The organism is Hydrogenoanaerobacterium sp., from assembly GCF_032017025.1.
In the GTDB taxonomy this organism is placed as follows: Bacteria; Bacillota; Clostridia; order Oscillospirales; family Ruminococcaceae; genus Hydrogenoanaerobacterium.
On sequence record NZ_DALZQO010000001.1, the window covers coordinates 112,013 to 138,199 of the forward strand.

At 46.5% G+C, this 26,187-nt stretch carries 21 protein-coding genes; 6 read left to right on the top strand and 15 right to left on the bottom strand.

Annotated features, from left to right (window positions below; translation table 11 throughout):
* Positions 1-56: 56 nt before the first annotated feature.
* From RTV33_RS00540 to RTV33_RS00565, 6 genes are all read right to left on the bottom strand, one after another.
* Positions 57-2,300: a glycoside hydrolase gene (locus RTV33_RS00540; protein ID WP_312640434.1), complete on the bottom strand. Its 2,244-nt coding sequence runs from the start codon at positions 2,298-2,300 to the stop codon at positions 57-59.
* Between the two features lie 39 nt (positions 2,301-2,339).
* Entirely contained in the window at positions 2,340-3,233 is an 894-nt protein-coding gene (locus tag RTV33_RS00545) for a carbohydrate ABC transporter permease (RefSeq protein ID WP_312640436.1), read from the bottom strand.
* Positions 3,234-3,237: 4 nt separating this feature from the next.
* A complete protein-coding gene (locus tag RTV33_RS00550; protein ID WP_312640438.1) occupies positions 3,238-4,119 on the bottom strand; it encodes a sugar ABC transporter permease in 882 nt (293 codons plus the stop codon).
* Between the two features lie 69 nt (positions 4,120-4,188).
* Complete coding sequence (locus RTV33_RS00555; RefSeq protein WP_312640440.1) at positions 4,189-5,520, bottom strand: ABC transporter substrate-binding protein; 1,332 nt, start codon at positions 5,518-5,520, stop codon at positions 4,189-4,191.
* Between the two features lie 162 nt (positions 5,521-5,682).
* A complete protein-coding gene (locus RTV33_RS00560) occupies positions 5,683-7,284 on the bottom strand; it encodes a response regulator (protein ID WP_312640441.1) in 1,602 nt (533 codons plus the stop codon).
* Positions 7,285-7,329: 45 nt separating this feature from the next.
* The gene (locus RTV33_RS00565) at positions 7,330-8,865 is read right to left on the bottom strand and encodes a histidine kinase (protein WP_312640442.1); all 1,536 of its coding nucleotides are present in this window, start codon (positions 8,863-8,865) and stop codon (positions 7,330-7,332) included.
* A 578-nt stretch (positions 8,866-9,443) separates the two neighbouring features.
* Here RTV33_RS00565 and metF point away from each other — a divergent pair.
* From metF to RTV33_RS00580, 3 genes are read left to right on the top strand one after another with little or no spacing between them, the layout of a single operon-like run.
* Positions 9,444-10,316, top strand: coding sequence for a methylenetetrahydrofolate reductase [NAD(P)H] (gene metF / locus RTV33_RS00570; RefSeq protein ID WP_312640444.1), 873 nt, complete (start codon positions 9,444-9,446; stop codon positions 10,314-10,316).
* 37 nt (positions 10,317-10,353) lie between these two features.
* A complete protein-coding gene (locus tag RTV33_RS00575; protein ID WP_312640446.1) occupies positions 10,354-11,034 on the top strand; it encodes a vitamin B12 dependent-methionine synthase activation domain-containing protein in 681 nt (226 codons plus the stop codon).
* Positions 11,024-13,387, top strand: a complete 2,364-nt coding sequence (locus tag RTV33_RS00580) for a homocysteine S-methyltransferase family protein (protein WP_312640448.1) — start codon at positions 11,024-11,026, stop codon at positions 13,385-13,387. Before RTV33_RS00575 ends, RTV33_RS00580 begins: the two co-directional genes overlap by 11 nt.
* 60 nt (positions 13,388-13,447) lie before the next feature.
* On the opposite strand, the gene RTV33_RS00585 is transcribed toward RTV33_RS00580, so the two are convergent.
* The gene (locus RTV33_RS00585; RefSeq protein WP_312640450.1) at positions 13,448-15,889 is read right to left on the bottom strand and encodes a DsrE/DsrF/DrsH-like family protein; all 2,442 of its coding nucleotides are present in this window, start codon (positions 15,887-15,889) and stop codon (positions 13,448-13,450) included.
* Positions 15,890-15,957: 68 nt separating this feature from the next.
* Here RTV33_RS00585 and RTV33_RS00590 point away from each other — a divergent pair, with 68 nt between their 5' ends.
* Entirely contained in the window at positions 15,958-16,632 is a 675-nt protein-coding gene (locus RTV33_RS00590; RefSeq protein ID WP_312640451.1) for a Crp/Fnr family transcriptional regulator, read from the top strand.
* Positions 16,633-16,648: 16 nt separating this feature from the next.
* On the opposite strand, the gene trxA is transcribed toward RTV33_RS00590, so the two are convergent.
* From trxA to secD, 6 genes are all read right to left on the bottom strand, one after another.
* Positions 16,649-16,963, bottom strand: coding sequence for a thioredoxin (trxA, locus tag RTV33_RS00595; protein WP_312640452.1), 315 nt, complete (start codon positions 16,961-16,963; stop codon positions 16,649-16,651).
* A 219-nt stretch (positions 16,964-17,182) separates the two neighbouring features.
* Entirely contained in the window at positions 17,183-17,632 is a 450-nt protein-coding gene (gene nrdR, locus RTV33_RS00600; RefSeq protein WP_312640454.1) for a transcriptional regulator NrdR, read from the bottom strand.
* A gap of 93 nt (positions 17,633-17,725) precedes the next feature.
* Complete coding sequence (locus tag RTV33_RS00605; RefSeq protein WP_312640456.1) at positions 17,726-17,986, bottom strand: DUF6514 family protein; 261 nt, start codon at positions 17,984-17,986, stop codon at positions 17,726-17,728.
* 173 nt (positions 17,987-18,159) lie between these two features.
* Positions 18,160-18,936, bottom strand: coding sequence for a sugar phosphate isomerase/epimerase (locus RTV33_RS00610; protein ID WP_312640458.1), 777 nt, complete (start codon positions 18,934-18,936; stop codon positions 18,160-18,162).
* A gap of 97 nt (positions 18,937-19,033) precedes the next feature.
* Positions 19,034-19,951, bottom strand: a complete 918-nt coding sequence (gene secF, locus RTV33_RS00615; RefSeq protein WP_312640460.1) for a protein translocase subunit SecF — start codon at positions 19,949-19,951, stop codon at positions 19,034-19,036.
* Positions 19,951-21,351: a protein translocase subunit SecD gene (gene secD / locus RTV33_RS00620; protein ID WP_312640462.1), complete on the bottom strand. Its 1,401-nt coding sequence runs from the start codon at positions 21,349-21,351 to the stop codon at positions 19,951-19,953. Before secD ends, secF begins: the two co-directional genes overlap by 1 nt.
* 245 nt (positions 21,352-21,596) lie before the next feature.
* Between secD and RTV33_RS00625 the strand changes: the two genes are divergently transcribed.
* Positions 21,597-22,274 (top strand): HAD-IA family hydrolase, encoded by a 678-nt coding sequence (locus tag RTV33_RS00625; RefSeq protein WP_312640464.1) that lies wholly within the window; start codon positions 21,597-21,599, stop codon positions 22,272-22,274.
* Entirely contained in the window at positions 22,271-22,978 is a 708-nt protein-coding gene (locus tag RTV33_RS00630) for a lysophospholipid acyltransferase family protein (RefSeq protein WP_312640466.1), read from the top strand. The genes RTV33_RS00625 and RTV33_RS00630 overlap by 4 nt, the downstream gene beginning before the upstream one ends.
* 81 nt (positions 22,979-23,059) lie before the next feature.
* On the opposite strand, the gene RTV33_RS00635 is transcribed toward RTV33_RS00630, so the two are convergent.
* Both RTV33_RS00635 and asnS read right to left on the bottom strand, forming a co-directional pair.
* The gene (locus RTV33_RS00635) at positions 23,060-24,346 is read right to left on the bottom strand and encodes an aminotransferase (protein ID WP_312640468.1); all 1,287 of its coding nucleotides are present in this window, start codon (positions 24,344-24,346) and stop codon (positions 23,060-23,062) included.
* 288 nt (positions 24,347-24,634) lie between these two features.
* On the bottom strand, positions 24,635-26,035 hold the full coding sequence (gene asnS, locus RTV33_RS00640; protein WP_312640470.1) for an asparagine--tRNA ligase: 1,401 nt from the start codon (positions 26,033-26,035) through the stop codon (positions 24,635-24,637).
* Between the last annotated feature and the right edge of the window lie 152 nt (positions 26,036-26,187).

The window sequence follows — 26,187 nt, forward strand, 5'->3', positions numbered from 1 at the left end:
TGTATTGCAAGAAGGCTGTTAGGAACAAGTTCTTAACAGCCTTTTCGCCTTGCGGGCTATATGAAATCAATTGCGATTTCTGCAAGCTGTTTATCCCAGGGATAGAGCCCTCCGCCGGAGAATTCTATCTTCAGGTACTTACAGTTTTGCAGCTTGGATGCCGGAACACCATACATCCTGTTCCAATATCCGCCTGTATCCACTTTTCCCGTGTATTTTACATCAATCGCAGTCCACTGCTGACCGTCTTCTGAACTATAAAAGCTCATTGTGTCGGAATGTGAACGGAAATAGAACAGCTTTGCCTTAAAGTTTGAAATGGCTTTCCCCTGCTCAGCCGCATAGGTTATGTACTCGGTGGTACCAGTGGTTCTGCGTGCCCTTGCGGTGTCGCCTTCAAAGCTCACCGCATTGTCCGCATCCAGCATCCAATTTTTGGAATGCTCATATACCTTCGACCAGTCATCCAGTGTGTCATAAGGGGCAGCGTTCACCTCACCGGTCATAAATCGGATTGCGGCAAGGTGTTTATCCCACTCTTTACCGCCCAAATCAAACTCCACCTTAAAGTAGTTGGTGTTTGCCGGCATTGCACCCGCAGGCAGCGCCTTGAATTTTTCCCAACCACCGCCCGTTGTGAGGAATTTGGTGGTGTTGTACTGCAGCTCGGTCCATGCTTCTCCGTCCTGCGAGGTATAAAATTTCAGCCCCTGCAAGCCAAGGTGGAAGTAGATGTCTGCTTCGAAATCGATGATATTGTCGTATTTATAGACAATTTCCTGTTTGGAAAGACTGGTTCTGCGCGCTCTGGAAGGATCCTCGTCAAACGCCCCATATGGGTTGTTGCCTTCCAGCATCCAGCTTGGCGAGGAGGAGTAGATTTTCGTCCAGTCGTTCAGTTCATCTACCACCGTCCACTGCTTTTCTTCGTTCGGCGCAGAGCCTTCCATCCCTGTAAAGGTAGTAACACTGTAGCCCCCGAGCGAAACCGTAAACTTACCGTTTTTCAGTGCAATATCCTCATATTGTTCGAGGTTTACCTTTTCGTTGGTCACATTGGGGGTAAGCGTGCCTGTAGAAAAACCATTCGGTACAAGATTGATTACTTTGTTGCTGTCTGAATCGTTAATCGCCACGATAGAAAACTCACCCGTATTCGGGTTTTTATACGCAGAAATGTAAATTCCTTTTTCGGGGTTGGCAGTGGCGCCTATCCTTACATAACCGGGTTTTACAAACTTACTGAAATTGCCCATTGTATACAGCCTTTTCGCAGGAACATAGCTGCCGTCATTGTAAAGCCGGATGAGACTTTCATTGTTCGTCTTATAGCTGGCACCCAGCCAATACATAAAGGCGTTGATTTCAGCATCTGCCATGAAAGCATGAATTCTTTTTGCCCAGCCGACACCATCTTTGATATGGTTTTTATAGATGCCTGTGTCTGAAACCTCGGTCTCCCACACATGCTTGTTTTTGCTTTGAGAAACGGTAAATGGCACAATTGCACCGTTGTACTGGTGCCCGCCTACAATATCCAGCCTTGCACATGCCTGCGGATTGTTGAGGGCATCGGTCACCATATCCTCTTGCCACCAGCCCTTTTCACCCACAATCACCTTGGCGGGGACATTTTTAGCGGCAAATTCGGGGGTAAGGTAATTTGCGAGAAAATTGGTGAACATCGCGGGCTTCCATAAGCAGGACTGCCAGCTGGCTGCATATTCCGGCTCATTCGCAATGGATACCGCATAGATATCGATATTATGGTTCGCCTTGTATCCGTTTACATACTCCGCCAAATACTCTGCGTACTTTTGATAGCAATCCGCCTTAAGATAGCCTCCGTTGGTTATTTTTCCGGTGGTTTTCATCCATGCGGGCGGGCTCCAAACCGTACTGAAGATTTTGTCGATTCCCCTCGCCTTGGCTTCGTTCATCACCCACAGCTCCGACTCTGCACCTGCAAAGTTCCATACGCCGTCCTGTGGCTCGATGGTAGGCATATTCAGCCCGTTGCCCACCTCGCACCTCAGAATAGAAAGCCCAATGCCGTTGTCTTGAGAAAACAGCAAGTCCATGACCTCGTCACGCTTCGCAAAGTTAAATATCTGGTCTCCGTACACATCACAAGCCTGCGACGCACCAAACCCGTCGATTTCCTGCCTGACATCGTTCCAATCTACGATGACATCACTTGCCGCGCCTACGCCTATGGATACGTTTGCCATAAGTGCCGATACAGCTGTTGTAAGAGCAAGAACACCCGCAATTTTCTTTACCAATTTACAGTGAGCCATAGTTTACCTCCCCTTTTCTTTAACAGCCTCTCTCTCTTCCTATTCCTTAACTGCGCCTTGTGTAATGCCTTCAATAATCGCTTTTTGAAAGATGATGAATACCGCCATAGTCGGAATCATAACCAGAATGATTGCTGAGGAAAGCTTGCCCCAATCCATATTCCGCTGCCCGGCAAACATCATCAGCGACGTAGAAAGTGTTTTTAGTTTGCTGGACGGCATATAGAGATAAGGGATATACATATCGTTGATGACCTCAACGAACTTGATAATGCCCAGCGTAGCCGATGCCGGCAGCAGCAGCGGGAAAATTACCTTTGTAAATATTTGCAGAAAAGATGCACCCTCCAGCATTGCCGCCTCTTCCAGTGAATACGGTATTTTTTCAATGTACTGTGCGTAGATGTAGATCTGCATCATATCGGTGCCAATGTAAATAATGAGCGGTGCAAGCAATGTGTTGTACAGCCCTAAGCCCTTGATGATGTTAAACCTTGCAATTTCTGTTGTGTAAAATGGCAGCACCATTGCAAACATGAACATCGCCATAATAAACTTTTTCATTTTGAAATCGTGCCTGATCAGAACATATGAGGTCATGGTGCCGAGAATAATGTTCAGCGCAACCGATGTGAGCGACAATATCATAGAGTTTTTGAATGCGGTCGCCATTTTTGCCTGCCGAAACGCATTAAAATAATTTTTTAAGTTCAGCCTTTGTGGCAGATCAAACGGGCTGCCCTGTGCAATCTCCATTGGTGTTTTAAACGAGGCGAGCACCAGAGTGAACAGCGGCATAAGCACCGTAAAAGTAATGATTAACAGCAAAAGGTACATCAGCATGGTAGTCGCTAATTTTTTTTTCTTATTGTCTCTTGCAAGCCTTGGGGTCTGTATTCGTTTTTGTATAGAAGCTGTTTCTACTGCGTTCATCCTTTCACCTCCTGAGCTTAGTAAGCTTATTCTGACCAAGCGATAGTAAACAAATCAGCAACATAAGCACAACCGCCATGGCAGAAGCCATTCCATACTGGTCGTACTTAAACGCCGTATCAATGGTGTAGGTAGTAAAGGTGGAGGATGCAAACCCCGGCCCGCCGTTTGTGATGAGAAACGGGATGTCGAACACCTGTAGAGCACCCCTTACGTTGAGGAAAAGCACCATCTGAACAACACGCTTGATGCCCGGTATGGTGATTTTGCTCAGCTTTTGCAGCGCGTTCGCACCGTCGATATCCGCCGCCTCGTAATATTCATGTGGTATTGACGTAATGCCGGAGATAAACAGAATAACGTGAAGCCCGCTGAACCGCCAAAGTGATACCCCCACCAACGAATAATTTACAATGCTCGTATCGCCCAACCAGTTCAGCGCCAGAAAACCCAGCCCCATGCGCTCTAATAAGCTGTTAATCGGCCCACCGATTGGGCTGTATAAAAACGAAAACATGTATGCCACTGCTACACCGTTGATAATGTATGGCATAAAAGTAATGGATTTAAAAAATTTAAATCCTCGAAGCCCTTTGCATAGTATTACAGCAAATATAATCTCAACGGGGATCATCAAAAGGTGGATAAAGAAATATAAAAAGTTGTTTTTCAGCGCAGTCCATACTTCAGGGGATTTGAAAAAAACATTCCAGTAGTTTTTAAATCCGATATAGTTAAAAGACTGGCCAATTCCATCCCAATCGGTTATGCTGAGCTGCAGCAGTTTGAAGGTTGGATAAATGAGAAACAGCAAAAGCAGGGTGACTGGGATAAACATAAAGGCCGCAATAAACATTTTCTTTTGTGTTTTATAACTTGTTGTCATAAAATCCCCTCCTTTCCAAGAGAGGGAATTGTCTCTCAACAATTCCCTCATCTGCCCAAATTACTGTGATTATTTGATTCCTAACTCTGTTCTAGCCTGCTTCCATTTACCGTTAAGCTCACCGAGGATATCGGCAAAATTTTCGCCGGAAAGCATTCTCTGCCCAATGGATTTAGAGTCGAATTTTGTTTGGTTGACAAGTTTTGTGTAGTCGCCGTTGCCGGGATAGAACATAAACTCATCCGAATCAGACTGCTCGCGGTACTCTTTAAACAGCGGGTTATCATTTTCAATACCCTGAACGGTGGAGTTGTTCATGGTAGCCTTTAGATACCCTGCATAGATCTCATCTTCAAAGCTCCAGCTGACAAAGGCTTTTGCCGCGTCAATATGCTTGGAATCTTTATTAATGGTGAGGAAGTTATCTGCCATTGTCATAACGCGGTTCTTCTCGCCGGCACCTACCACAGGTAGTGAGAAAAAGCCGATGTCGTCAGTATTTTGCATCCGTTCAATGTAGTTTGGCAGGTACCACTGGCCGAGCGCAACCATGGCTGCTTTGTTTGCTTCGAATAGCTGCTGCGCCTGATCAGCGCCGATACCCAACGGGTCGGGGCCCATGACATTTGCACGGTAAAGGTCATTGATCATCGCGTAAGAGTCATAGAATCCGCCGCCTTTTGAAAAAGGCTCATCCTGTGCCGCAATGTTGGAGAGGATTTTTTCATCGTTGGAGATCAGGTGTGGCATAAACTCATTGAAAGGATATACCGGCCAAATATCTTTTCCGCCCATTGCAATCGGGATATACTTGCCGCTCTCATTTATTTTTTGTGCGGTCTTAATAAAGTCATCCCATGTCTTTGGAATTTCAAGGCCCAGCTCTTTAAAGATAGATTTTTTATAGTATACAAACTCACTGAAGCTTCTTAGCGGAAGACCGTAAAGCTTACCCTCCTGCTCAAACTTAAGCGCAAAGGTGTTTTTCTTTACAACGTCTTCGTTCTTATCCCACTCCATTAGGTAGGTTTTAAAGTCGTTGATAAAATCGGGCTTGAGCTGAATAATGTCAGGGAGTTCGTTACCCGCTTGGCGAATTTTTAGGTTTTTCATCATCTCATCGGTACCGCCAAAGCACTCGATATCTACGGTGATGTTCGGGTTCTTCGCGGTAAAGTCCTCTGCCTTGGAATCCCAATACGCGTAATCCTGCGGATCAGCCAGAGCATATGTAATCGTGATTTTTTCTTGCTTTTCTGCCGCGGACGCTGAGGACTCAGGAGCCGCCGCAGATGGCGACTCGGGAGCAGTGCCTGCACCCGCGCACCCTGCAAAGGTTGAACAAACTATAGCTGCTGCCAGTACCAGTGAAGACCATTTCTTGATTTTGCTGCTTATCATATGATTACCTCCTCGATTTTTTGTTTACCGGTTGGCTCTCTTGTGCTTTTATTATATTCCGATGATAAGCTCTATTTAATGATTTATCTTGCTTATTTATGATGCATTTTTCACCTGAAAGCAAGAAAAACGGTAGCTGTGCACCGTTTTCTCTTGCAATTTTTAGGCTGATATAAAACTGTTACGGTAGCTTGTAGGGCTTTTTCCCGTATACTTTTTAAACATGCGGCTGAAATGCTCCTGGCTTTCGTAGCCTACCTGTTCGGCAATTTCGCTGATCGAAAAATTACTGCCGGTCATTAGTTCCTTTGCCTTTTGTATGCGCAGCCTTGTTACGAAATTGATAAAACTCTCGCCCGTGTTTACCGTAAAAATCCTGCTTAGATAGGTTTCGCTCATCTCACAGTAATCGCTGACTACTCTGAGGCTGATGTTTTCTGTATAATGCTGCTTAATGTAGCTGATTGCGTTTTGCAGCTTAAAATTTTTACTGGAATTCCGCTCTTGAATTTCGTTATAGATGTACTGAATCAGATTGTAAAACCAATTGTTCATATCGTCGATTGTTTCAAGACGGGTTATTTTCTCATAAAAATTGATATGCTCCTGAAACAGGTCGCTTATTTTGATGCCGTGTGCGTTCAGACGGTTGACTGTAATGTAGACAACCTCTAGATAAAGCGCACAGGCATCGTTGCTGTCCACAATGCACAGTGCTTTCACCGAATCACAGAACTCGTACAGCTTGTCATCAACCTGCTTTCTATTTCCGTTCTCCAGCAGGCCGATAAGAGAATGCAGAAGCTCCTCATTGAGGTGCAGCTGTTTCGGCGTAACCACTTGAACCTCCCGCTGGGTGATAATTTTGCCCGTACCATACACCATGCGCAGCTCGGCTGCCGAAACCGCCTGCACATAAAGTGCAGGGATTGATTCGTAGCCGTCTTTGATTCCGCTGACACCGCAGGTGACAGACAAATTAAAGAATTCTTTAAAGCTATAGGCAATGCTCGAAAGCACCGTATGTATTTTTTGTTGAATGGTGAGCAGGCTGCTGTCGTTTTCAAAGCTCATGGTGTAGATATAAAGCCTATTCGAAAGCCCGATTACCTCCCCCAGTTTAAATTCACGCATTTTTTGTTCTAGCATATGAAACACCGAGGTTTTCAGGTTGGTAAGGATTACTTCATCGTATTTTTCCTCCATTAGTTTATAGTTATCGATGATAATGCTCACCACAACCAGATTTTTTTTACTCAGATTAATGTCATAATTCTGTATCTGCTGCTCCAGCGTTTCAATCGGCTCTCCGCCTAAAAGCTGCTCAAGAAGCCTTGTTTTTTTCACCTTGTTGGAGATGTTTCGCCTGTCCTCCTCCAACTGTTTTCCCTGTTGCTGCTCCACACACCGCCGCAGCAGTTCCAAAATACCCTCACCGGTCATCTCATTTTTCAGAATATAATCGACCGCACCCAGCTTAAAGGCATCTCTTACAAAGATATACTCATTGTAAGCGCTCAGCACTAAAACAGGGATGGCGCAGTTTATTCCTTTTGCCGCTTTGATAAACTCGATGCCTGACATTTTTGGCATATTGATGTCGGTGAGGATGATGTCGTAGCAGCCGCTTTTCAGCAACTTAAGAGCATCATTTCCGTCGCCTGCCTCACCCACTATTTCATATCCATATTCCTCCCACTCCAACAGCGACTTGACTTTTAAACGAACAATCGGTTCATCGTCTACAAGAAGTATTCGGTACATGCTGTCCTCCTTATATCTCTTAGTTGTCATGACGTTTATCTACTCTTATTCTTCCTCTCTAAACAGCTTAGGCAATCGGATGCGCACCTCTGTTCCCTTTGGCTCTCTTTGCAAAATCTCTAAACCATACTGTTGCCCATAATTAAGCTGAATACGCTTGTGCACGTTGTAAATGCCAAGCTTATTAAACCCTCTTTTGTTTTCGGCGTCATTTGTCAACAATTCTAAAATTTGCTGCTGTGACATACCAACGCCGTCATCCGCCACGGTAATGAGCAAATCCCCTTCATTACTGCAGGCGTGAATCATAATGTGAAGCTGCATAAACACATCCTCAAAGCCATGGATGATGGCGTTTTCCAGAATCGGCTGAACAATCATTTTCAGCAGATAAGCGTCGCGCACATCCCGCTCGTAGGAATACTGAACGCTAAAGCGCCCTGAGTATTTTACACCCATGATATATTCATAATTTCGCAGCAGTTCAAACGATTGTTCCACCGTGTTGTATGCACCATGCTTTTCAAGCGTATTGATCAGCAGCCTGGTAAGTGATTCTGTCATCCGCTTCACATTATCCACGCCGTAGGTATCCGCCATTGTTGTAATGGTATTAAGTGTATTAAATAAAAAATGCGGATTGATTTGATATTGCAAACTCTTGATTTCCAGCTGTATTTTCTCTTTTTCTTTGTGCTCTACTTTTTTAATCAACTCTTTGATTCTTTTTACCATATCGGAGAACGATCTGTTCAGCTGCCCAATCTCGTTTTTCCCCGTTAGAGGAACGCAGATGCTGAAGTTGCCGGTCTCCACCTTTTTCATCTCATGAATCAGGTTGCGCACAGGCATGATGACCGTGCTTAGGCTAGAGCCGAAGAATACGCTGAAAAACAAAATAGCAATGATGACAAAAATAATAGAAACATACCGCGTGGCAATATCGATATCTCTGGTGAGGGTTTTGTATGGCACCGAACCGGTTACGCGCCATTTTAAGTTGGGAACGGTGTAGTACGTCAGTAGCAGGTCTTCTTTACCGTTTTGATAGCGCTGATAGCCGTAGCTTCGCTCATCATCTTCACGCAATAATAACATTTGTGACGCACTTGTGGGGCTCTGTAAAACAGAGGAGCCATCCTGACTGGTGATATCGATACTCCAATCATCAGAAAGGTTTAGCTGAGAATAAATGCGCTCAAAAGCATTGGGACGAAACGCAAAATAGACGAGTTCCACATTGTTTTGCTTTCCGATATCTGGTATTGCCGCAAACGAAACCGCCTTGCTGGTTCTTGATACGGAGAACAAAAAATTATCGGTGCAATCAAGTGTTGCAACCTTATTTTTAATGTTTTGCTCCAGTATGTCTTCATACCAGTCCATAGAGCGTATTTCCTCCGCCTTAATGCGCGGGGGATTTTTATAGTAAAAATAATCTCCCTCTTTATAAATAAAAACAATACCAATTAGATCGGTTGTATAATTAAAGTAGTTTTCAAGCTTTAACTCAACCTGCTTCTGCGTAGTAAGGCGCACTTGCAGATTATCAATGCTTTTGAGCTCGCTTACATCCATCATAATACTCGTGTCATTAATAATGCTCGCAGCAGTGTGGATGAAAGATTTTGTTGTGTTATTAATGTTATGGGATATCTGCTCTGTAATTTGAAGATTCTTGCTGATATTATTGTTGATAAGTATTGTTTCAAACCGCTTTGTCAGCATGTAACCGCATATGATTACGGGAATGAGAATGAGAGTACAAAAGATTAAGAGAAATCTTGCAGAAATGCTATGTATAAATTTCACCATTACTTTCAACATCCAAACATTTTTTTATCTTTCTGGGCTGTTTTTATAATAGCATTATTTGGCAGATACTTCAACGCTCATTTTCCCACCCGTTTTATGCCTTTTAGCTTGACTTTTACAGCTTTTGTCACTAGAATATATTTCATATATTAATAGTATGATTTGCATTTGCTTTTTCTATTTCAGATATTTCTGTAATTTTACACAATTGTAAAGGAATGTTTTTGTTGCTTTTCGCAAGGATGTATTATAAAATAAAAGAATTAAATGTTTTACCATGATATCAGGCTAAATACATAAAATGCTGTTTATTCTCCCTTATTTCAATACACGGAGGTTTCTATATGAGTATCGCCAACCTGTTTCAAAAGCAGTCTACCGTCTTCTCGTTTGAGGTTTTTCCTCCCAAGCGCAACAGCCCTATCGATACCATTTATAAGACATTGGATGAGCTGCAGGATTTAAAGCCCGATTTTATCAGTGTTACTTACAATGCAGGCGGTAGCGGAGACCCCGCTAAGCAGCCTACCTGTGAAATCGCATCCATCATCAAAGAAAAATACGGTATACCGCCCCTTGCACACCTCACCTGTGTTAATTCTACCCGGGAAGAGATTTCAATTGTTCTGGATGAGCTGAAGGCCAAGGGTGTCGAAGACATTCTTGCCCTGCGTGGGGATATCAACCCCGATGTCCCGCCGAAAACCGATTTTGCGCATGCCAGTGATCTCATCACCTTTATTAAAGGGCAGAGCGGCTTTTCACTCTCCGGTGCGTGCTACCCGGAGGGGCACTGCGAATGTGCAGATGTGGTTTCAGACATCCATAATCTGCGTAAAAAGGTGGATGCCGGCGCGAAGCATTTGATATCGCAGTTGTTTTTTGATAACAGTGCTTTTTATTCCTTTGTGGAGCGCGCCAGAATTGCGGGAATTGACGTACCGATTGAAGCAGGTATTATGCCGGTTGTGAACAAGAACCAGATTGAACGCATGGTGTCGCTGTGCGGTGCAAGCCTGCCCCCCAAGTTTACCAAAATGATCAGCCGTTACGACGGTCACCCTGAGGCGCTGCGCGACGCCGGCATTGCCTACGCGGTGGATCAAATCGTAGACCTTATCTCAAATGGGGTGGACGGAATCCATCTGTATACCATGAATAACCCATATGTGGCGCGCAAAATCTCAGAAAGCATCTCTTCTCTGCGCACCGTGTAAGAGACATACATACAACAGATTTAAGGGAGGTGTGCGAATGAAGCCTATCGTACTGGATGCTATCCCTGTGGAAGAAGTGCTGCGGTACCTCGGCTGCAGCAAAGAAAGCAGTGCGATGACCGCATTGGCAGAAAGCTGCAGTGCAGAGCTGCTGGCTGCGGCTGTACCACGCTGGCTCTACCGCGTGTTTGACCTTATCCCCGCTGAGAATGAAAGCGGTGTTGCACTGGCACAGTGCGGCTTTGTTTTACCGGGGGCGGATATTACCGCTTTGCTAAAGCACTGCGAGCAGGCGGTATTGCTTTGTGCCACACTCTCTTTGGGTGTAGACAACCTGCTGCGGCGCGCACAGCTCACCGATATGAGCCGCGGCGTTGTGCTGGACAGCTGTGCTACTGCTGCCGTTGAGGTGCTTTGTGACCAAGTTCAGGCCGAAATTGAAGTGCAGTTCCCCGGCTGCTATTTTACCATGCGCTACAGCCCCGGCTACGGCGATTTGCCGCTTACCATTCAAAAGGATTTTTTACAGCTGCTGGATGCACCGAAACAAATCGGCCTTTGCGCTACCGAAAGCTGCATTCTCACACCGCACAAATCGGTTACTGCGGTAATTGGTATTGCCAAGCAACCCATCAATCAACATAAGCGAAGCTGCCAGACCTGCAATTTGCGGGAGACCTGTGCTTTTCGTAAACGGGAGGAATACTGTGGACTTTAAAACACTGTTACAGAAAGAATTTATTATACTTGACGGTGCCATGGGTACCATGCTGCAGCAAAAAGGTATGCCATTGGGCGCTGTGCCCGAAGTTATGAATATTGAACACCCCGACTGGCTGCTGGATATTTACAAGCGATACATCGCCGCGGGTTCCGATATTATTTACGCCAACACCTTTGGGGCAAACCGCTACAAAACACAAAATTGCGGTTACACCGTAGAGCAACTTATTTCTTCCGCTGTGGGGCTGGCAAAGCAGGCAGTTGCAGAATCGGGTACCAATACGCTGGTGGGGCTCGACCTTGGCCCCATTGGGCAGCTGCTGGAGCCTACCGGGACGCTCTGCTTTGAGGACGCATACGAACTGTTTGCAGAGCAGGTACGTGCGGGTGCCGCAGCGGGGGCAGACCTAATCGCCATTGAGACGATGACCGACCTTTACGAAATGAAGGCAGCACTGCTTGCCGCCAAAGAAAACTGCAGCCTGCCGGTGTTGTGCACCATGACCTTTGAGCAGACAGGCCGAACCTTTACCGGCTGCTCAATCTCTGCGATGGGGCTGACGTTGGAGGGGTTGGGCGCAGATGCAGTTGGCATCAACTGTTCATTGGGGCCCAAGGAGCTTGTTCCTCTGGTGGAGGAGCTGCGGCAATGGATCAACCTGCCAATTATCGCCAAGCCCAATGCAGGGCTGCCAGACCCAAACAACGACAGTTACGATATTTCTCCCTTAGAATTTGCCGAGAGCATGGCTACACTTGCCAAACTGGGTGTTAAAATACTGGGCGGCTGCTGCGGCACCAACCCCGACTACATCACAGCACTGGCACAAGCCTTGCAGGGCTGCACCTATACCAAGCCGCAGGTGCAGATTCCCGCGGCGGTTTGCAGTGCCAACAAGGTTGTACCCATCGATCGGGTTCGCGTCATTGGTGAACGCATCAACCCCACCGGCAAAAGGCTGTTTAAAGAGGCACTGAAGAACCATGACCTCGACTATATTCTCACACAGGGGCTTGAACAGTGCCGAGCCGGTGCGGATATTCTTGACGTGAACGTGGGTCTGCCCGAAATTGACGAACAGAAGATGATGGTAAAGGTGCTGAAGGCATTGCAGGGTGTTACCGACGCTCCCTTGCAAATTGATTCGTCTAACCCCGCTGTGCTCGGTGCCGCACTTCGCGTGTACAACGGCAAACCAATTGTCAACTCGGTAAACGGCGACGACGAAGTGCTGGATGCAGTGCTCCCCCTTGTAAAAAAATACGGTGCGGCGGTTGTGGGGCTGACGCTGGACAAACGCGGCATTTTAAAAACTGCACAGGAGCGGTTTGAAATTGCAGAAAAAATAGTAGCCAAAGCGGCTGCGCATGGCATCTGTAAGGAGGATGTTTACATCGACTGCCTGACCCTGACTGCCTCTGCGGAACAAGAAACGGTAATGGAAACGCTGAAGGCTGTTCATATGGTCAAGGAGCGCCTTGGTGTAAAAACCGTGCTGGGCGTATCCAATATCTCGTTTGGTCTGCCGGGGCGCGAACTGATCAACCAGACCTTTTTGACATTGGCAATGGGTGCAGGGCTGGATTTGCCCATCATCAACCCCAACGTTGCTTCTATGATGGGCGCGGTGCGGGCGTATTCACTGCTTTCATGCGCCGATAAAAACGCCGCTGAGTTTGTATCGATTTACGGTGGGGCGACAACCACCGCCCCTATACTTGCCCAGCCCGATATGGAGCTGGATTACGCGGTGGAAAACGGACTAAAATCTGATGCGGCAAGAATTACCGCAAAGCTGCTGGAAACAGTTGCCCCGATGGAGCTGGTGAACACCAAGCTGATTCCCCCATTGGATAAAGCAGGAATTGCGTTTGAAAAGGGCGATATCTTTCTGCCGCAGCTCATTCAATGCGCAGGTGCGGCACAGGCTGCATTTGAGGTAATCAAAAGCAAAATGGCTGTCAGCGGTGGTAGCGTAAGCCGCGGTAAAATTGTGCTTGCAACCGTTAAAGGTGACATCCATGATATCGGTAAGAATATTGTGAAAATTCTGCTCGAGAATTACGGCTATACCATTATCGACCTTGGTAAGGATGTAGAGCCCGCCGCGGTTGCCGATGCTGTACGCGAGCATCAGGTATCGCTTGTGGGGCTGAGCGCACTGATGACCACTACGCTTGGCAGCATGGCACAAACCATTGCCCTGCTGCGCGAGCAGCAGCTGCCCTGCAGCATTATGGTAGGAGGTGCGGTGCTTACCGCAGACTACGCTGCCAAAATAGGCGCAGACTATTACGCCAAAGATGCAAAAGAGTCGGTGGACATTGCCAAAAAGCTGCTCGGTTAACGAACATTTATAATAGTAAAAAACCGTAAGCGAAATTCGCTTACGGTTTTTTGCATTCGTTTATATAAACAGAGACATATCCGATTCCTCAGCGTTGGCAAGCATTGCGGCCGCGCCGCCCAGCTTAACGCCGTCGATGAGCTCCTCGGGTTTTAGACCCATCACATCCATGCTCATCGAGCAGGCTACAAGCTCCACACCGTTGGACTGTGCAAGGCGGATCAAATCCTCAAGGCTATCAACATTTTTATTTTTCATAACCCCTCTTATCATTTTTGCACCCATGCCGCCCATATTCATATTAGAAAGACCCAGCTTTTTCGAGCCGCGCGGCATCATGCCACCAAACATTTTGGAGATAAAATCTTTTTTCACCGATACTTTTTTAGGGCGACGCAAAATATTCAGCCCCCAGAAGGTAAAGAACATGCTTACCTTGCGCCCCATTGCCGCCGCGGCATTGGCAATAATAAACGATGCAATCGCCTTATCCAAGTCACCCGAAAATACAATGAGGTTCTTATTATCTTTATTTGAAATATTGCATGCGTTCTGCATACTCTCAGCCTTTTCAACCAGTACCGTAGATACCCCCTTGCTGCTGTTCATCCCACGGAACACATTGCCGGTTCTGCGGCAATAGCCCTGGATATCCGCGGCAAAGGCAGGGTCTGTTGTAGATATTTCAATCACATCCCCAACTTCCGTCTGCTTAAGCGCTTCCGATAATTTTACGATAGGACCGGGACATTGCAGCCCGCAGGCATCAATTTTTAATGCGGTGCTTTTTTTCTCGGCACGCTGGGTTTCGGGGTTGAGCACCACAGGGTTTTTAGGAGCAGCCTGTGCACCGAAAATAGAATGATACAAACGGTAACCGCCGCTGAGATTGTAGCACTCAAACCCATTCTGCATCAAGATTCTTGCGGCAATATAGCCGCGCAGCGCAACTTGGCAGGTTACGTACACCGGCTTGCTCTTATCGAGCTCACCCAACCGGTCTCTCAGGCTGTCGAGCGGAATATTGATAAACCCGTCGATGCTGCCGTTTTCAAACTCGATGGCCGTGCGCGTATCAAGCAGGGTGACGCTGCCGTCGCGGGGGAGATCTTTTACATCGTGCCAGTGGAAATTTTTCACCTTGCCGGTGAGCAGGTTCTCAATCACGTACCCCGCCATGTTGACCGGGTCTTTGGCAGAGGAATACGGCGGTGCATAGCAAAGCTCAAGCCTTGTGAGGTCGTACGCCGTCATTCCTGCGCGAATTGCCGTGGCAAGCACGTCGCAGCGTTTATCTACGCCGTCGTAACCCACAACCTGCGCACCAAGCAACTTGCCTGTTCCCTGCTCAAAGATAATTTTAATCGTCATATTCACTGCACCGGGGTAATAGCTTGCATGCGACGCTGAATAGGTAAACGATTTGTCGTAATGAAGACCCAGCCGTTTTGCGGTTTTTTCGTTAACTCCGGTGGTAGCCACCGTCATATCAAAAACCTTAAGAATCGACGAACCCTGTGTGCCGGTGTATTTACTGGAAATACCGCAGATATTATCGGCCGCGATTCTACCCTGTTTGTTTGCGGGGCCCGCCAAAGGAATTGCCGCTTTTTGCCCTGTAACAAAATCGGTGACCTCCACAGTATCACCTACCGCGTAAACTTGCGGATCGGAGGTTTGCATATTTTCGTTCACCACAATAAACCCGCGCTCGTTCAGCGCAAGCCCTGCGTTCTTTGCAATAGCACTTTCGGGTCTTACACCAATCGCCATAATCAGCATGTCGGCTGTAATCTCACCGCTGTCGAGCACGACATTAAGAGAATTGCCGCTTTCCGCGATGGAGCGTACCGCGTTGCCGAGCAGCAGCTTTACACCCTTGCTTTGGATATGACGGTGTACATCGCAGGCCATGTCGTAATCAAGAGGCGCGATGACCTGATCGGACATCTCGACGATCGTCACTTCAAGCCCTGCACGGTGTAGGTTTTCCGCCATTTCAACACCGATGTAGCCGCCGCCCACAACAACTGCCCGTTTGGGCTTGCTTTGATCGATGAAATCTTTGATGCGGTAAGTATCGGGGATATTGCGCAACGTAAACACCCTGCCCGAATCGGCACCGCCGAGATTTGGCTTAATTGGCTCTGCACCCATTGATAAAATGAGCTTATCATAGCCTTCGGTGTAGACTTCACCTGTTTTGCTGTTTTTTACCGTGACATTTTTTGCCTCGGTATCAATCGCCGTCACTTCACTGAAATTGCGTACATCTACACGAAAACGCGCGTGAAAGCTTGCAGGAGTTTGCAGTGTCAGCGCAGATTTTTCCGTAATCTCCCCGCCGATGTAGTAAGGCAGCCCGCAGTTTGCAAAGGAGATGTACTCTCCCCTTTCAAGCATGATAATTTCAGCGTTTTCATCCAGACGACGAAGTCTTGCGGCTGCCGACGCGCCGCCTGCAACACCGCCGACAATAAGAATTTTCTGACTGTTTTTCATTGCGTTCACCATTCCATTTTCAAAATATGTTATACTGGTTTTAATTACAAAAAAGAGGAGGGATTACGGTGCTGCAAAAGCAAGATGCCGTACTTCTCAGCAAAACCCTAACCTTTTGGGATAAACTGAATGCTGCCGAACAAGAACTGATTTTAAACAACACCCATTCTGTACAATACGAGCGCGGCCATAATATTCATGGTGGCGATAACGACTGTATTGGCGTTTTGCTCGTTAAAAGCGGCGAACTTCGCACCTACATCCTTTCAGAGGACGGGCGCGAAGTAACTCTTTACCGCTTAACCAGTGGAAATATATGCATGCTTTCAGCCTCCTGTATTCTCAAGAACATCACCTTTGACGTTCACATTGATGCAGAATCGCCCTGTGAAATTCTGCTCATCAATTCAGCCGTTTTTTCTCAAATCATCAGCCGAAATATATATGCAGAGAATTTTTCCAACAAAATAACGGTCGACCGTTTTTCGGACGTTATGTGGGCGATGGAACAAATACTATTTATGCGCTTTGATAAGCGGCTTGCAATATTTTTGCTGGATGAGCTTGCAAAGCAGGGTTCTGATAATATCCAGCTTACCCACGAGCAAATTGCAAAATATATGGGTTCTGCGCGCGAAGTGGTATCTCGCATGCTCAAATATTTTTCCGACGAGGGCATCGTCGAGCTGTTTCGCGGCGGGGTGAAGATACTGGACAAAGCCAAGCTGCGCAGCTATACGTAATTGCAGTAGCACCTTTTTATTTTTCGAGCATACCCAATATAGCTGCCTTCGATTTTGCACCCACTGAGGACTGAACTACCTTGCCGTCTTTGATCACCGCAAGAGTGGGGATGCTCATAACCTGGAATTCTGCGGCAAGCTCGGGCTGTTCATCCACGTTGATTTTGCCAACCTTTGCAGTAGCAGAAACCTCTTGTGCAACTTCATCTACAATCGGGGATACCATTCTGCACGGGCCGCACCAGGGTGCCCAGAAATCGAGCAATACGGTTTTTTCGGATCTAATAACCTCAGCTTCAAAGTTCTCTTTGGTGATTGTCATAACGCTCATAATATAAATCTCCTTACTCTATGAATGTGTTTTTGTTTTCGGTATAATTTAATTATAAGCATAACTAAAGTTTTATCTGTAACCTAATCACATAGTGGGCTGATATCAAATTGATTGCTAAGGGTATCTCTTTCTTATCTTAGCATATTTTGCATGCAAAAACACTTGCCTTTTGGCAAAAACAAAAAGGAACGCGTTTTGCGTTCCTTTTTTGTTGTATTATTTTTCTTTGAGTAAAGTTTTAAGTTCATCCATAAAAGAGTTGATGTCGGCAAACTGGCGGTAAACAGATGCAAACCGCACGTAAGCAACCTCGTCGATATTTTTTAGCCTCTGCATTGCCATTTCGCCAATTTGATAAGATGATACTTCTCTCTCAAGCATATTAAGTAGCTGTGTTTCAATACCATTTACGATATTGTCCAGCATCTCAACGGATATTGGGCGTTTTTCACAGGCGCGAACCAAACCATTCATCAATTTATCGCGGTCGAATATCTCGCGTGACTTGTCCTTTTTAATGACAACCAGCGGCATAGTCTCAACCACCTCATATGTCGTAAAACGTTTTTCACAATTTAGGCATTCACGGCGGCGTCTGATTTTTTCATCGGTCGGCCGGGAATCTATCACCTTAGTTTCCTCATATCCACAAAAAGGACACTTCATCCATCTCATCTCCTTGGCTTTGAATACTTCATATTGTATCATGTTGCCACAGCAGATACAAGTTAAATCCTAAATTTTATGTAGTTTTACAGGTTAGGTTAAATAGTCGTCTACAACATCCCAAATCGTGTCTTTGGTCACTTGGGCTCTGTTGCATAAGGCAACCAATTCTTCTACATTGCTGCGGTAAGAAGAAATGTCCGATATTACCGCTACCGGCTTATCACCTTGATACATTGCAAGCCCGTAAACCGTAACTCCCTCGCATTCCTCAGCCTCGCACCTCCCCTCTGTCAAGATCGTCTTACATTCTGTTTGCAGGTGTGCTGTAAGTTTTTTGTCAGCTTGCTTCAATTTAGAACCCTCCTATCCCTCACTTACAATTATATAGTTAGAGGAGCGTTTTTAAAGAAATTTTTTTCGACATGATTCGACAATCTGTTCACAAATCCGTCGTTGTGCATAGATTGTTGTTTTTCTGCCTGTGAAGCACCCTAACTGTTTGTCGAATTTTAGCGAAATTTAATTTAAGGTATAGCCTTCATAAAACAATACGACTCGTATAAATTTGCGGTTGTTTTGTAGTTGTTCCGGTATAGCTCAATTACGCCTGAACCCATGTAACCATGCGATTTAAGGTGTTGTTTCAGTGCCGCAAAATCGAAAGTTCCGCTGCCCGGCGGCAGGCAGTCTCCCTGCGCACAGTTATCACTGAGATGCAGGTGTACAATACCCTTATCCATAGCGTTGCACATAGTAAAAATATCTTCACCCGAGCGCACTGCCTGTTTTAGGTCTAACACAAAGCGTACATTGTCGCCTAAATACTCGTACATGCGACGAATAAAACTACTGCTTCTGCTTCTGCAACGCTCGACATTCTCCTGCGCCAAAATAACACCATTCTGTTTTGCATGCAGAAACATCTCGCCAAAACGGTCATAATACACCTCATCCGGCAACTGTCCCTCTTTGCGGTCGCCGTGCAGCACTACAATTTTCGCACCGAGATCATTTGCAGCGCGGTAGTAATCCTCATACATGACCATTGCATCTTGAAAACGACGCTCATAATTTGTAAAAAACATAAATGGCTCAAAACCCGAAGAATAGGGATGAATTGCAATAATCTTCAGCGCATACTGCTGTGCAATGGCTTTGAGCTTTGCCAAGAATTCCGGTTGCAGCTCGCTTGGCGCATTAAAAAATATCTCGACAGTGCGAACACCCAGCTTGCCCAGTGTTTCCAGTGCTTTCTCTGTTTCCATAGGATACAGGCAGGCGGTAGATATTCCAACATCCACCGCATCACCCCCTGACAATCAATTGTGTTAAAAGTATACCACAGAGGCAGAAAAAAAGACAGGACAAAAATGTCCTGTCTTTTCATTTTGTAATAAACTATGCTGCCTTTTTCACTTTGTACTCCTGCCATGAAGTCCACAATGCGGGTGCAATGCAAACAGAGGAATACAAGCCGGAAATCATACCCATGGTCAAGGGAAATGCGAAGGAAAGGATTGAATCCAAACCTACAACCTTGCCTACGATGCACACAATTGTCATCGCGGCGATTGTGGAAACGCTAGTCATAATGGTACGGCCGAGAGACTGATTGACGCTCTTGGTAACAAGCTCTGCAAGCGGCATCGTTTTGCCAATGAGTTGGCGATTCTCACGAATACGGTCGTAGATTACGATGGTGGCATTCAGCGAGTAACCGATAATAGTAATAACCACCGCGATGAAGTTCTCGTTAAGCGGAATTCGGCAGATGATAAAGGTTGCGAATACAACGATGGAATCGTGAATCAGTGCCAGCACGCACATTACACCTGCGGACCAGCCGCCGATTTTACGGAAGCGGAATGCGATGTAAACAACCATCAAAAATGCAGAAAGCACGAGTGCCACCAGGCATTTTGCAAAAAACTCTTTACCAATGGTGGGGTCAACGTTGTTAATCTGAATTACCTCAAAGTTCTGGTCAGGAAACTCTTTCTGCAGAGCATCCGTAAGTGCCAGCTGCTTATCGGAAGAAAGGCTTTTATCTGCGGTAAGAGACACCACCATATTGGTATTGCCTGTAGTGATATCTACCGCTTCCTGCACACTGACATTTTCGCCCAAGGTGCTTTGAATGAACTGCTCAGCAGCTCCTTTATCCACCTCGCCCGTGTGGGAGTAAGTGATAATCGCTCCGCCCTTAAACTGAATATCAAGCTGAATACCAAATATCAGAGTAGATAAAATGGCACAAGCAATCACTACGATAGATATGGTATAAAACAGTTTTCTTTTGCCACAAAAATCTATCATTATTTGTCACCTCCGTACAGCCATGCTTTGCGGAAGCATTTAAACTGCGAAATGGATTTAAGCATTAGACGGGACAGCAGCACACCGCAGAGGAAGTTCATAATAATACCTACCAGCAATGTGTAGCCAAATGAGTATATAGAACCCGCGGTGGATGGGCCAAAGAAATTAAAGATGGGGCTGAGCAAGTTTGCAAATACAGTACCCGGTGCACCAAACGCGCCCATAAGTACAACCGCAACAAAGATTACGGTGATGTTGCCGTCGAAGATTGCGCTCCAACCCTTGTCAAAGCCTAGGTTGATTGCACCGTCAAGCGATTTGCCCGCTTTAAGCTCCTCTTTGATGCGCTCGTTTGTGATAACGTTGGCATCAACACCCATACCGATACTCAGGATGATACCGGCGATACCGGGAAGTGTCATTGTGAAGCTCGGAATGGTTGGGAAGAAACCGGTTGTAGAAGCTACGATACCGGTAACCTGTGCCACCAGAGCGATACAGGCGACTGCACCCGGCAGCCTGTAGAACACAATCATAAGAATGCAAACCAATACAAAAGCGATGACACCGGCAAGCACCATTGCATCTTTTGCACCCATACCCATTGTCGGAGACAGGGTATTAAAGTTCTCAGTCTGCAGCTTGAAGGGCAGCGCACCGGCGTTGATCTTATCTGCAAGAGATTTTGCTTCTTCAACAGTGAAATTACCTTCAATAGTAGCTTTTCCCTCTGTGATTTTAGCGTTTACGGTCGGATACGAAATCACTGTTTCGTCCATCCAGATGGAAATGACGTTATTGGGGTATTGCTGCCCCACCAGTTTTCCGGTAGCATCGGCAAATTTCTGCTTGCCGCTTTCATTGAGCTCCAACGCTACAACCGGTTTGTTCTGCTGGGTCATGCTGGCGTATGCGCTTTTAATATCGTTGCCCTGCAGAATGATATTGTCTTTGGTAGCACCAGTGGGCTTGCCCTCGGTATCTACATTGATGCCCTCACGGAAGGTGAGCATTGCAGTTGCGCCCAGCTCTGCGATTGCAGCCTCAGGGTCAAAGTTTGTCTCATCCTGCTTCCAGGGGAAACGAACGATGATACGGTCTTTGTTAAAGTCGGTATATACCTCAGAATCCGTAATGTTAAGCGATAGCAGTCTAAGCTTGATAACCGATTCGGCAGATGCCATCTGCTCATTGGTTGCATCAAAGCCTTCCGGCGGGCTGAACGTTACGTCAACACCTCCGCGAATATCAATGCCCCAGCGAATATCGCCCGCACCTTTGATGTAAGTCTTTGTGACATCACCATAGGTTGAACTTATGCCATAAAATGTGGCGTAAGTTAGGAGGGCGATAAGCAGCACCACTATGAAAAACACCGGTTTGCCAATTCTTTTCATGTGTAAACCTCCACTTTTTTCTTGTCCTGTCCGCGGGATTTTAACCATTTTTTTACATGTCCCCGTCGACATTCATAACCTTTATTATATTTAAATCGGCATCAAATGTCAATTAAAATATAGTGGAAGCAATATGGATTTTCTATTCTTCTACGATAGAGATCAATTCGATCTGCCTTAGAAGATTGTAATGTGCGGGCAGGACTGATATAATAAATCTATATCTAACTTTAAAAGGAGATACTATGGGAAACTGGGAATACATATTATTTGATTTTGATGGCACAATTGTCAACTCCGAAGAGGGGATTACCAAGGGCGTTGCATATTCTTTAAAGCAAATCGGTATAGAGGTAACCAATTTAAGTGAATTGCGTGCCTTTATCGGTCCCTCACTACGCTATTCTTATAGAGAGTTTTTTGGGCTAAACGAGGAGCAAATTGCAAAAGTAATCGCAACATACCATGAATACAACCATGAGAAAGGGATGCTGGAATGTTTTCCTTATAAAGGTGCCGTTGAATTGTTGCAACATTTAAAGGATGCCGGAAAAAAGGTGATTTTGGCAACGAGCAAACCGCAGTATTTTGCAGAAAAAATTCTCGAAAGGTTCGATCTGTTGCGATTTTTTGATTTTATCAGCGGGAGCGGATTGGACGGTTCGCGCACCGACAAAGCTGAAGTGATTGCGCATGCACTTGAGCAATGCCGTATTACTGACTTAGAAAAGGCGCTGATGATTGGTGACCGTAAATACGACGTTATGGGTGCAAAAGCCACGGGGCTGCGCTGTGTGGGCGTGCTGTATGGGTTTGGTGACCGTGCCGAATTTGAGGAATCAGGTGCCGACTATATCGTATCCGATGTGGCAGAGCTGGAAAAACTGCTGCTGGGCGCTGAAGAGGAGAATTTCCGCCTATGAGAACAATTGCATGGTTTATTTATTTTTGGACATATCTCGTGTTTTTAATTCCGAAAATGCGCAAAGTAGAACGGCTGGATGCAGAGGGCAGAGCAGCCGAACGTGACGCGATTGTGCAGCGTGAGGTGCGAAACTGGGCAAATGCACTGCTGCGCTGCGCCGGGGTTCGGGTACATGTCAGCGGGCTCGAGAACATTCCCGACGAGACTGCTGTATTTGTCAGCAACCATCAGGGCAACTTTGATATCCCCATTCTACTCACTGCACTTCCCCATGCCAACGGGCTTGTGGCAAAGCAGGAGCTAAAGAAACTGCCGCTCATCCGCACCTGGATGAAACACCTCACCTGTGTCTTCATTGATCGGCAGAACCCAAGGCAGTCGGTTGCGGCACTCGGTGCTGCGGCAGATAACGTGAGAAATGGTTATTCTGTGATTGTATTCCCCGAAGGGACACGAAGCAAAGGTGATAAAATAGGCGAGTTTAAGTCGGGAGCTTTTAAAATTGCACTAAAAACCAAGGCACCGATTATTCCGGTTTGCATTGATGGCTCGTACAAGGTGATGGAGGCAAACGGCAACTGGATTCGCCCTGCGGAGGTAAATGTAAAAATACTCCCTCCCGTATTTACCGAGGGGCTAAGCAAAGAAGATGCAAAAGACCTGCCGGAACAGGTTCGTTCACTGATTGTCTCTAACAAATAACAAAGCCTCCCACTGCGGCTAACAGCGGGAGGGAAACAGAAACGGCCGCCTACAAAAAAGGCGGCCGTTTCTGCGGTAGATTTATTTGTTGGCTAGAATTTTGTCAATACTGACGAGCTTGACGCACAGCACAAACAGTTCTGTCGCGGTTGCAAGCTCTTCGGGTGTGGGGAACGACGGCGCAATGCGAATGTTGCTATCGTGCGGGTCGTTGCCATAGGGGTAGGTTGCACCGGCGGGGGTCATCACAACGCCGGCCTCTTTGCATTTTGCAACAATCGCCTTGGCGCAGCCCTCAAGTGACTCAAACGAGATAAAGTAGCCGCCCTTGGGGCGAATCCAGCTGCCGATGCCACAGGCGGAAAGCTCTTTATCCAGAGTATCCAGCACCGCCTCAAACTTGGGGCGCAAAATATTTGCATGCAGCTTCATATGCGCCTTCATTCCGTCAAGATTCTTATAATAACGCACATGACGCAGCTGGTTGAGTTTATCGTAACCAATGGTTTGGAATACAAGCTGCTTCTTGATGAATTCAAGGTTTGCAGCGGATGCCGCAATAGCAGCGACACCCGAGCCCGGGAAGCTGATCTTGGAGGTAGAGCAGAATTTAAACACAAGGTCAGGGTTGCCTGCCCGCTCGCACTCTGCCAGAATTTCAATCAGCATATCCTGGTCATCTTCGTAAAGGTGGTGAACACCGTATGCGTTATCCCAGTAAATACGAAAATCCTTTGCTGCCGGCTGCAAGCGTGCAAAACGGCGAACGGTTTCGTCTGAGTATGTAATTCCCTGCGGGTTAGAATATTTCGGCACACACCAAATACCCTTAATGGCATCATCCTCTGCCACAAGGCGTTCCACCATATCCATATCGGGGCCGGTAGAAGTCATGGGGATAGGAATCATCTCAATTCCAAAAAACTCGGTGATTGCAAAATGGCGGTCGTAGCCCGGTACAGGGCAGAGAAATTTCACCTCGTCAAGCTTACACCATGGGGTGCTGCCCATAACTCCGTGGGTAACAGAGCGGGAAACAGTGTCGTACATGACGTTTAGGCTGGAGTTGCCGTAGATGATGATATTCTCGGCCGGAACCTCGATCATATCGCCAAGCAGTTGCTTTGCCTCTGCAATGCCGTCGAGAATACCGTAATTTCTGCAGTCGGTTCCCTCGGCACATTTGAGATTCGTTTCGCTGCTGAGCACATCCATCATCTTCATGGAAAGATCAAGCTGATCTGCGCCCGGCTTACCACGCGACATATCAAGCTTTAGCCCCTTTGCTTTAAACGCCTCAAATTCTGCACCAAGTTTTTCTTTGAGCTGCAAAAGCTCCTGTTTGCTCATCGATTCATAAGACGGCATGACGATCCTCCTAAAATTGGCGCTGTTATCGGGTCGCTGTCGTCCCATGCGCCTTTGCATGAAGTTCTAATTCTTCAAAAAAATCATAAAACATTATTAACTACGGTTTATTGTACCTCAAATCTCGTTTTTTTGCAAGTTTTATTTTGCTACCTTGCATATTATATGATGAATTTCGGGAATGTGCTACTGTAGCTGCTAAAAAGGAAGCCTTTTTTGTGCATTTGGCGGGCAAATAAAAAGGCAGAGCCTGTTTTTACAAGCTCTGCCCATGCAATTTTTGGTAAATCAATATTCAGCCGAACCGGTTGTTCTTGGGAACGGCAGTACGTCACGGATGTTGGAAATACCCGTCATGTACATAATAAGGCGCTCAAAGCCTAAGCCGTAGCCTGCATGCTTTGTACCGCCGTAGCGGCGCAGGTCGAGGTACCAGGAGTAATCCTCCGGGTTGAGCTTCAGTTCTTCCATGCGAGCCAGCAGTACATCGAGGCGTTCCTCTCTCTGGCTGCCGCCGATGATTTCGCCGACACCCGGCACCAAAAGATCCATTGCGGCGACAGTTTTGCCGTCGTCGTTTATTCTCATATAGAATGATTTGATCTCCTTGGGGTAATCGATGACAAACACCGGCTTTTTGAAGATCTTCTCGGTGAGGTAACGCTCATGCTCGGTTTGCAGGTCGCAGCCCCAGTATACGGGATAGTCGAATTCATCTTTGTGCTCTTCGAGCAGCTTGACGGCCTCGGTGTAGGTTACCTTACCAAAATCGGAGTTAACAAGGTCGGTAAGGCGAGTAATCAGCGCTTTGTCGGGGTCATAAAAGTCGTTGAAAAACTTCATCTCGGCGGGGCACTGCTCCATAACATACTGCAACACATATTTAATCATATCCTGCGCAAGCTGCATGTTGTCGTCTAGGTCGGCAAACGCAATCTCAGGCTCAATCATCCAGAACTCCGCAGCGTGGCGCGCAGTGTTGGAATTTTCGGCACGAAATGTTGGTCCAAAGGTGTAAATCTTGCCGAATGCCATCGCCATGCACTCGCCTTCGAGCTGCCCCGAAACAGTAAGGCTGGTCAACTTGCCAAAAAAGTCCTGGCTGTAATCGACGCTGCCGTCCTCATTAAGTGGGGGGTTCTTCGCGTCCAATGTGGTAATGCGGAACATTTCACCCGCACCCTCACAGTCGCTGCCTGTAATCAGCGGTGTGTGCGCATATACAAAGCCACGCTCGTTGAAGAATTTGTGGATGGCATAGGCTGCCACCGAACGCACGCGAAACACCGCTGCAAACGTATTGGTGCGGGGGCGCAGATGTGCGACGGAACGCAGGTATTCGAGCGAGTGGCGTTTTTTCTGCAAGGGGTAATCGGGTGCGGAAGCACCTTCAAGCTCAATCTTTTCTGCGTGGAGCTCCAGCGGCTGCTTTGCCTCCGGAGTTAAGATGACCCTGCCGGTTACCACAACCGCAGCACCAACATTATACTTTGCAACCTCTTTGAAGTTATCTATCTTATTGTCTTCAAACACAATTTGAAGATTGTTAAAGTTTGAGCCGTCGTTAAGCTCAATAAAGCCAAGCTGCTTGGAATCTCTGATGGTCTTTACCCATCCGCCGACAGTAACTTGCTGATCTGCAAGCTCTGCCGCATTTTGCCAGAGCGATTTTATCTCTGTTCTCTGCATGGTATCCCTCCGTAATCTTGAATAATCGAAATAGTTGTGTTCTATTATTATATTACAAAAAGCAGGTGGTTACAAGGGGATTCCCTATGTCTTAGGCGGTATACTGCTCTATTAATCGCAAAACTCAAAAAACATATGTGGGAATTCCCGAA

Excerpts from the sequence above, each read along its gene's own strand:
- nrdR (WP_312640454.1), bottom strand. The coding sequence starts at position 17,632 with ATGAAGTGTCCTTTTTGTGGATATGAGGAAACTAAGGTGATAGATTCC.
- RTV33_RS00625 (WP_312640464.1), top strand. The coding sequence starts at position 21,597 with ATGGGAAACTGGGAATACATATTATTTGATTTTGATGGCACAATTGTC.
- RTV33_RS00545 (WP_312640436.1), bottom strand. The coding sequence starts at position 3,233 with ATGAACGCAGTAGAAACAGCTTCTATACAAAAACGAATACAGACCCCA.
- metF (WP_312640444.1), top strand. The coding sequence starts at position 9,444 with ATGAGTATCGCCAACCTGTTTCAAAAGCAGTCTACCGTCTTCTCGTTT.
- RTV33_RS00560 (WP_312640441.1), bottom strand. The coding sequence starts at position 7,284 with ATGTACCGAATACTTCTTGTAGACGATGAACCGATTGTTCGTTTAAAA.
- RTV33_RS00575 (WP_312640446.1), top strand. The coding sequence starts at position 10,354 with ATGAAGCCTATCGTACTGGATGCTATCCCTGTGGAAGAAGTGCTGCGG.
- RTV33_RS00550 (WP_312640438.1), bottom strand. The coding sequence starts at position 4,119 with ATGACAACAAGTTATAAAACACAAAAGAAAATGTTTATTGCGGCCTTT.
- RTV33_RS00585 (WP_312640450.1), bottom strand. The coding sequence starts at position 15,889 with ATGAAAAACAGTCAGAAAATTCTTATTGTCGGCGGTGTTGCAGGCGGC.
- RTV33_RS00555 (WP_312640440.1), bottom strand. The coding sequence starts at position 5,520 with ATGATAAGCAGCAAAATCAAGAAATGGTCTTCACTGGTACTGGCAGCA.
- RTV33_RS00630 (WP_312640466.1), top strand. The coding sequence starts at position 22,271 with ATGAGAACAATTGCATGGTTTATTTATTTTTGGACATATCTCGTGTTT.
- secD (WP_312640462.1), bottom strand. The coding sequence starts at position 21,351 with ATGAAAAGAATTGGCAAACCGGTGTTTTTCATAGTGGTGCTGCTTATC.
- asnS (WP_312640470.1), bottom strand. The coding sequence starts at position 26,035 with ATGCAGAGAACAGAGATAAAATCGCTCTGGCAAAATGCGGCAGAGCTT.
- trxA (WP_312640452.1), bottom strand. The coding sequence starts at position 16,963 with ATGAGCGTTATGACAATCACCAAAGAGAACTTTGAAGCTGAGGTTATT.
- RTV33_RS00565 (WP_312640442.1), bottom strand. The coding sequence starts at position 8,865 with ATGATGGATGTAAGCGAGCTCAAAAGCATTGATAATCTGCAAGTGCGC.
- secF (WP_312640460.1), bottom strand. The coding sequence starts at position 19,951 with ATGATAGATTTTTGTGGCAAAAGAAAACTGTTTTATACCATATCTATC.
- RTV33_RS00540 (WP_312640434.1), bottom strand. The coding sequence starts at position 2,300 with ATGGCTCACTGTAAATTGGTAAAGAAAATTGCGGGTGTTCTTGCTCTT.
- RTV33_RS00635 (WP_312640468.1), bottom strand. The coding sequence starts at position 24,346 with ATGCCGTCTTATGAATCGATGAGCAAACAGGAGCTTTTGCAGCTCAAA.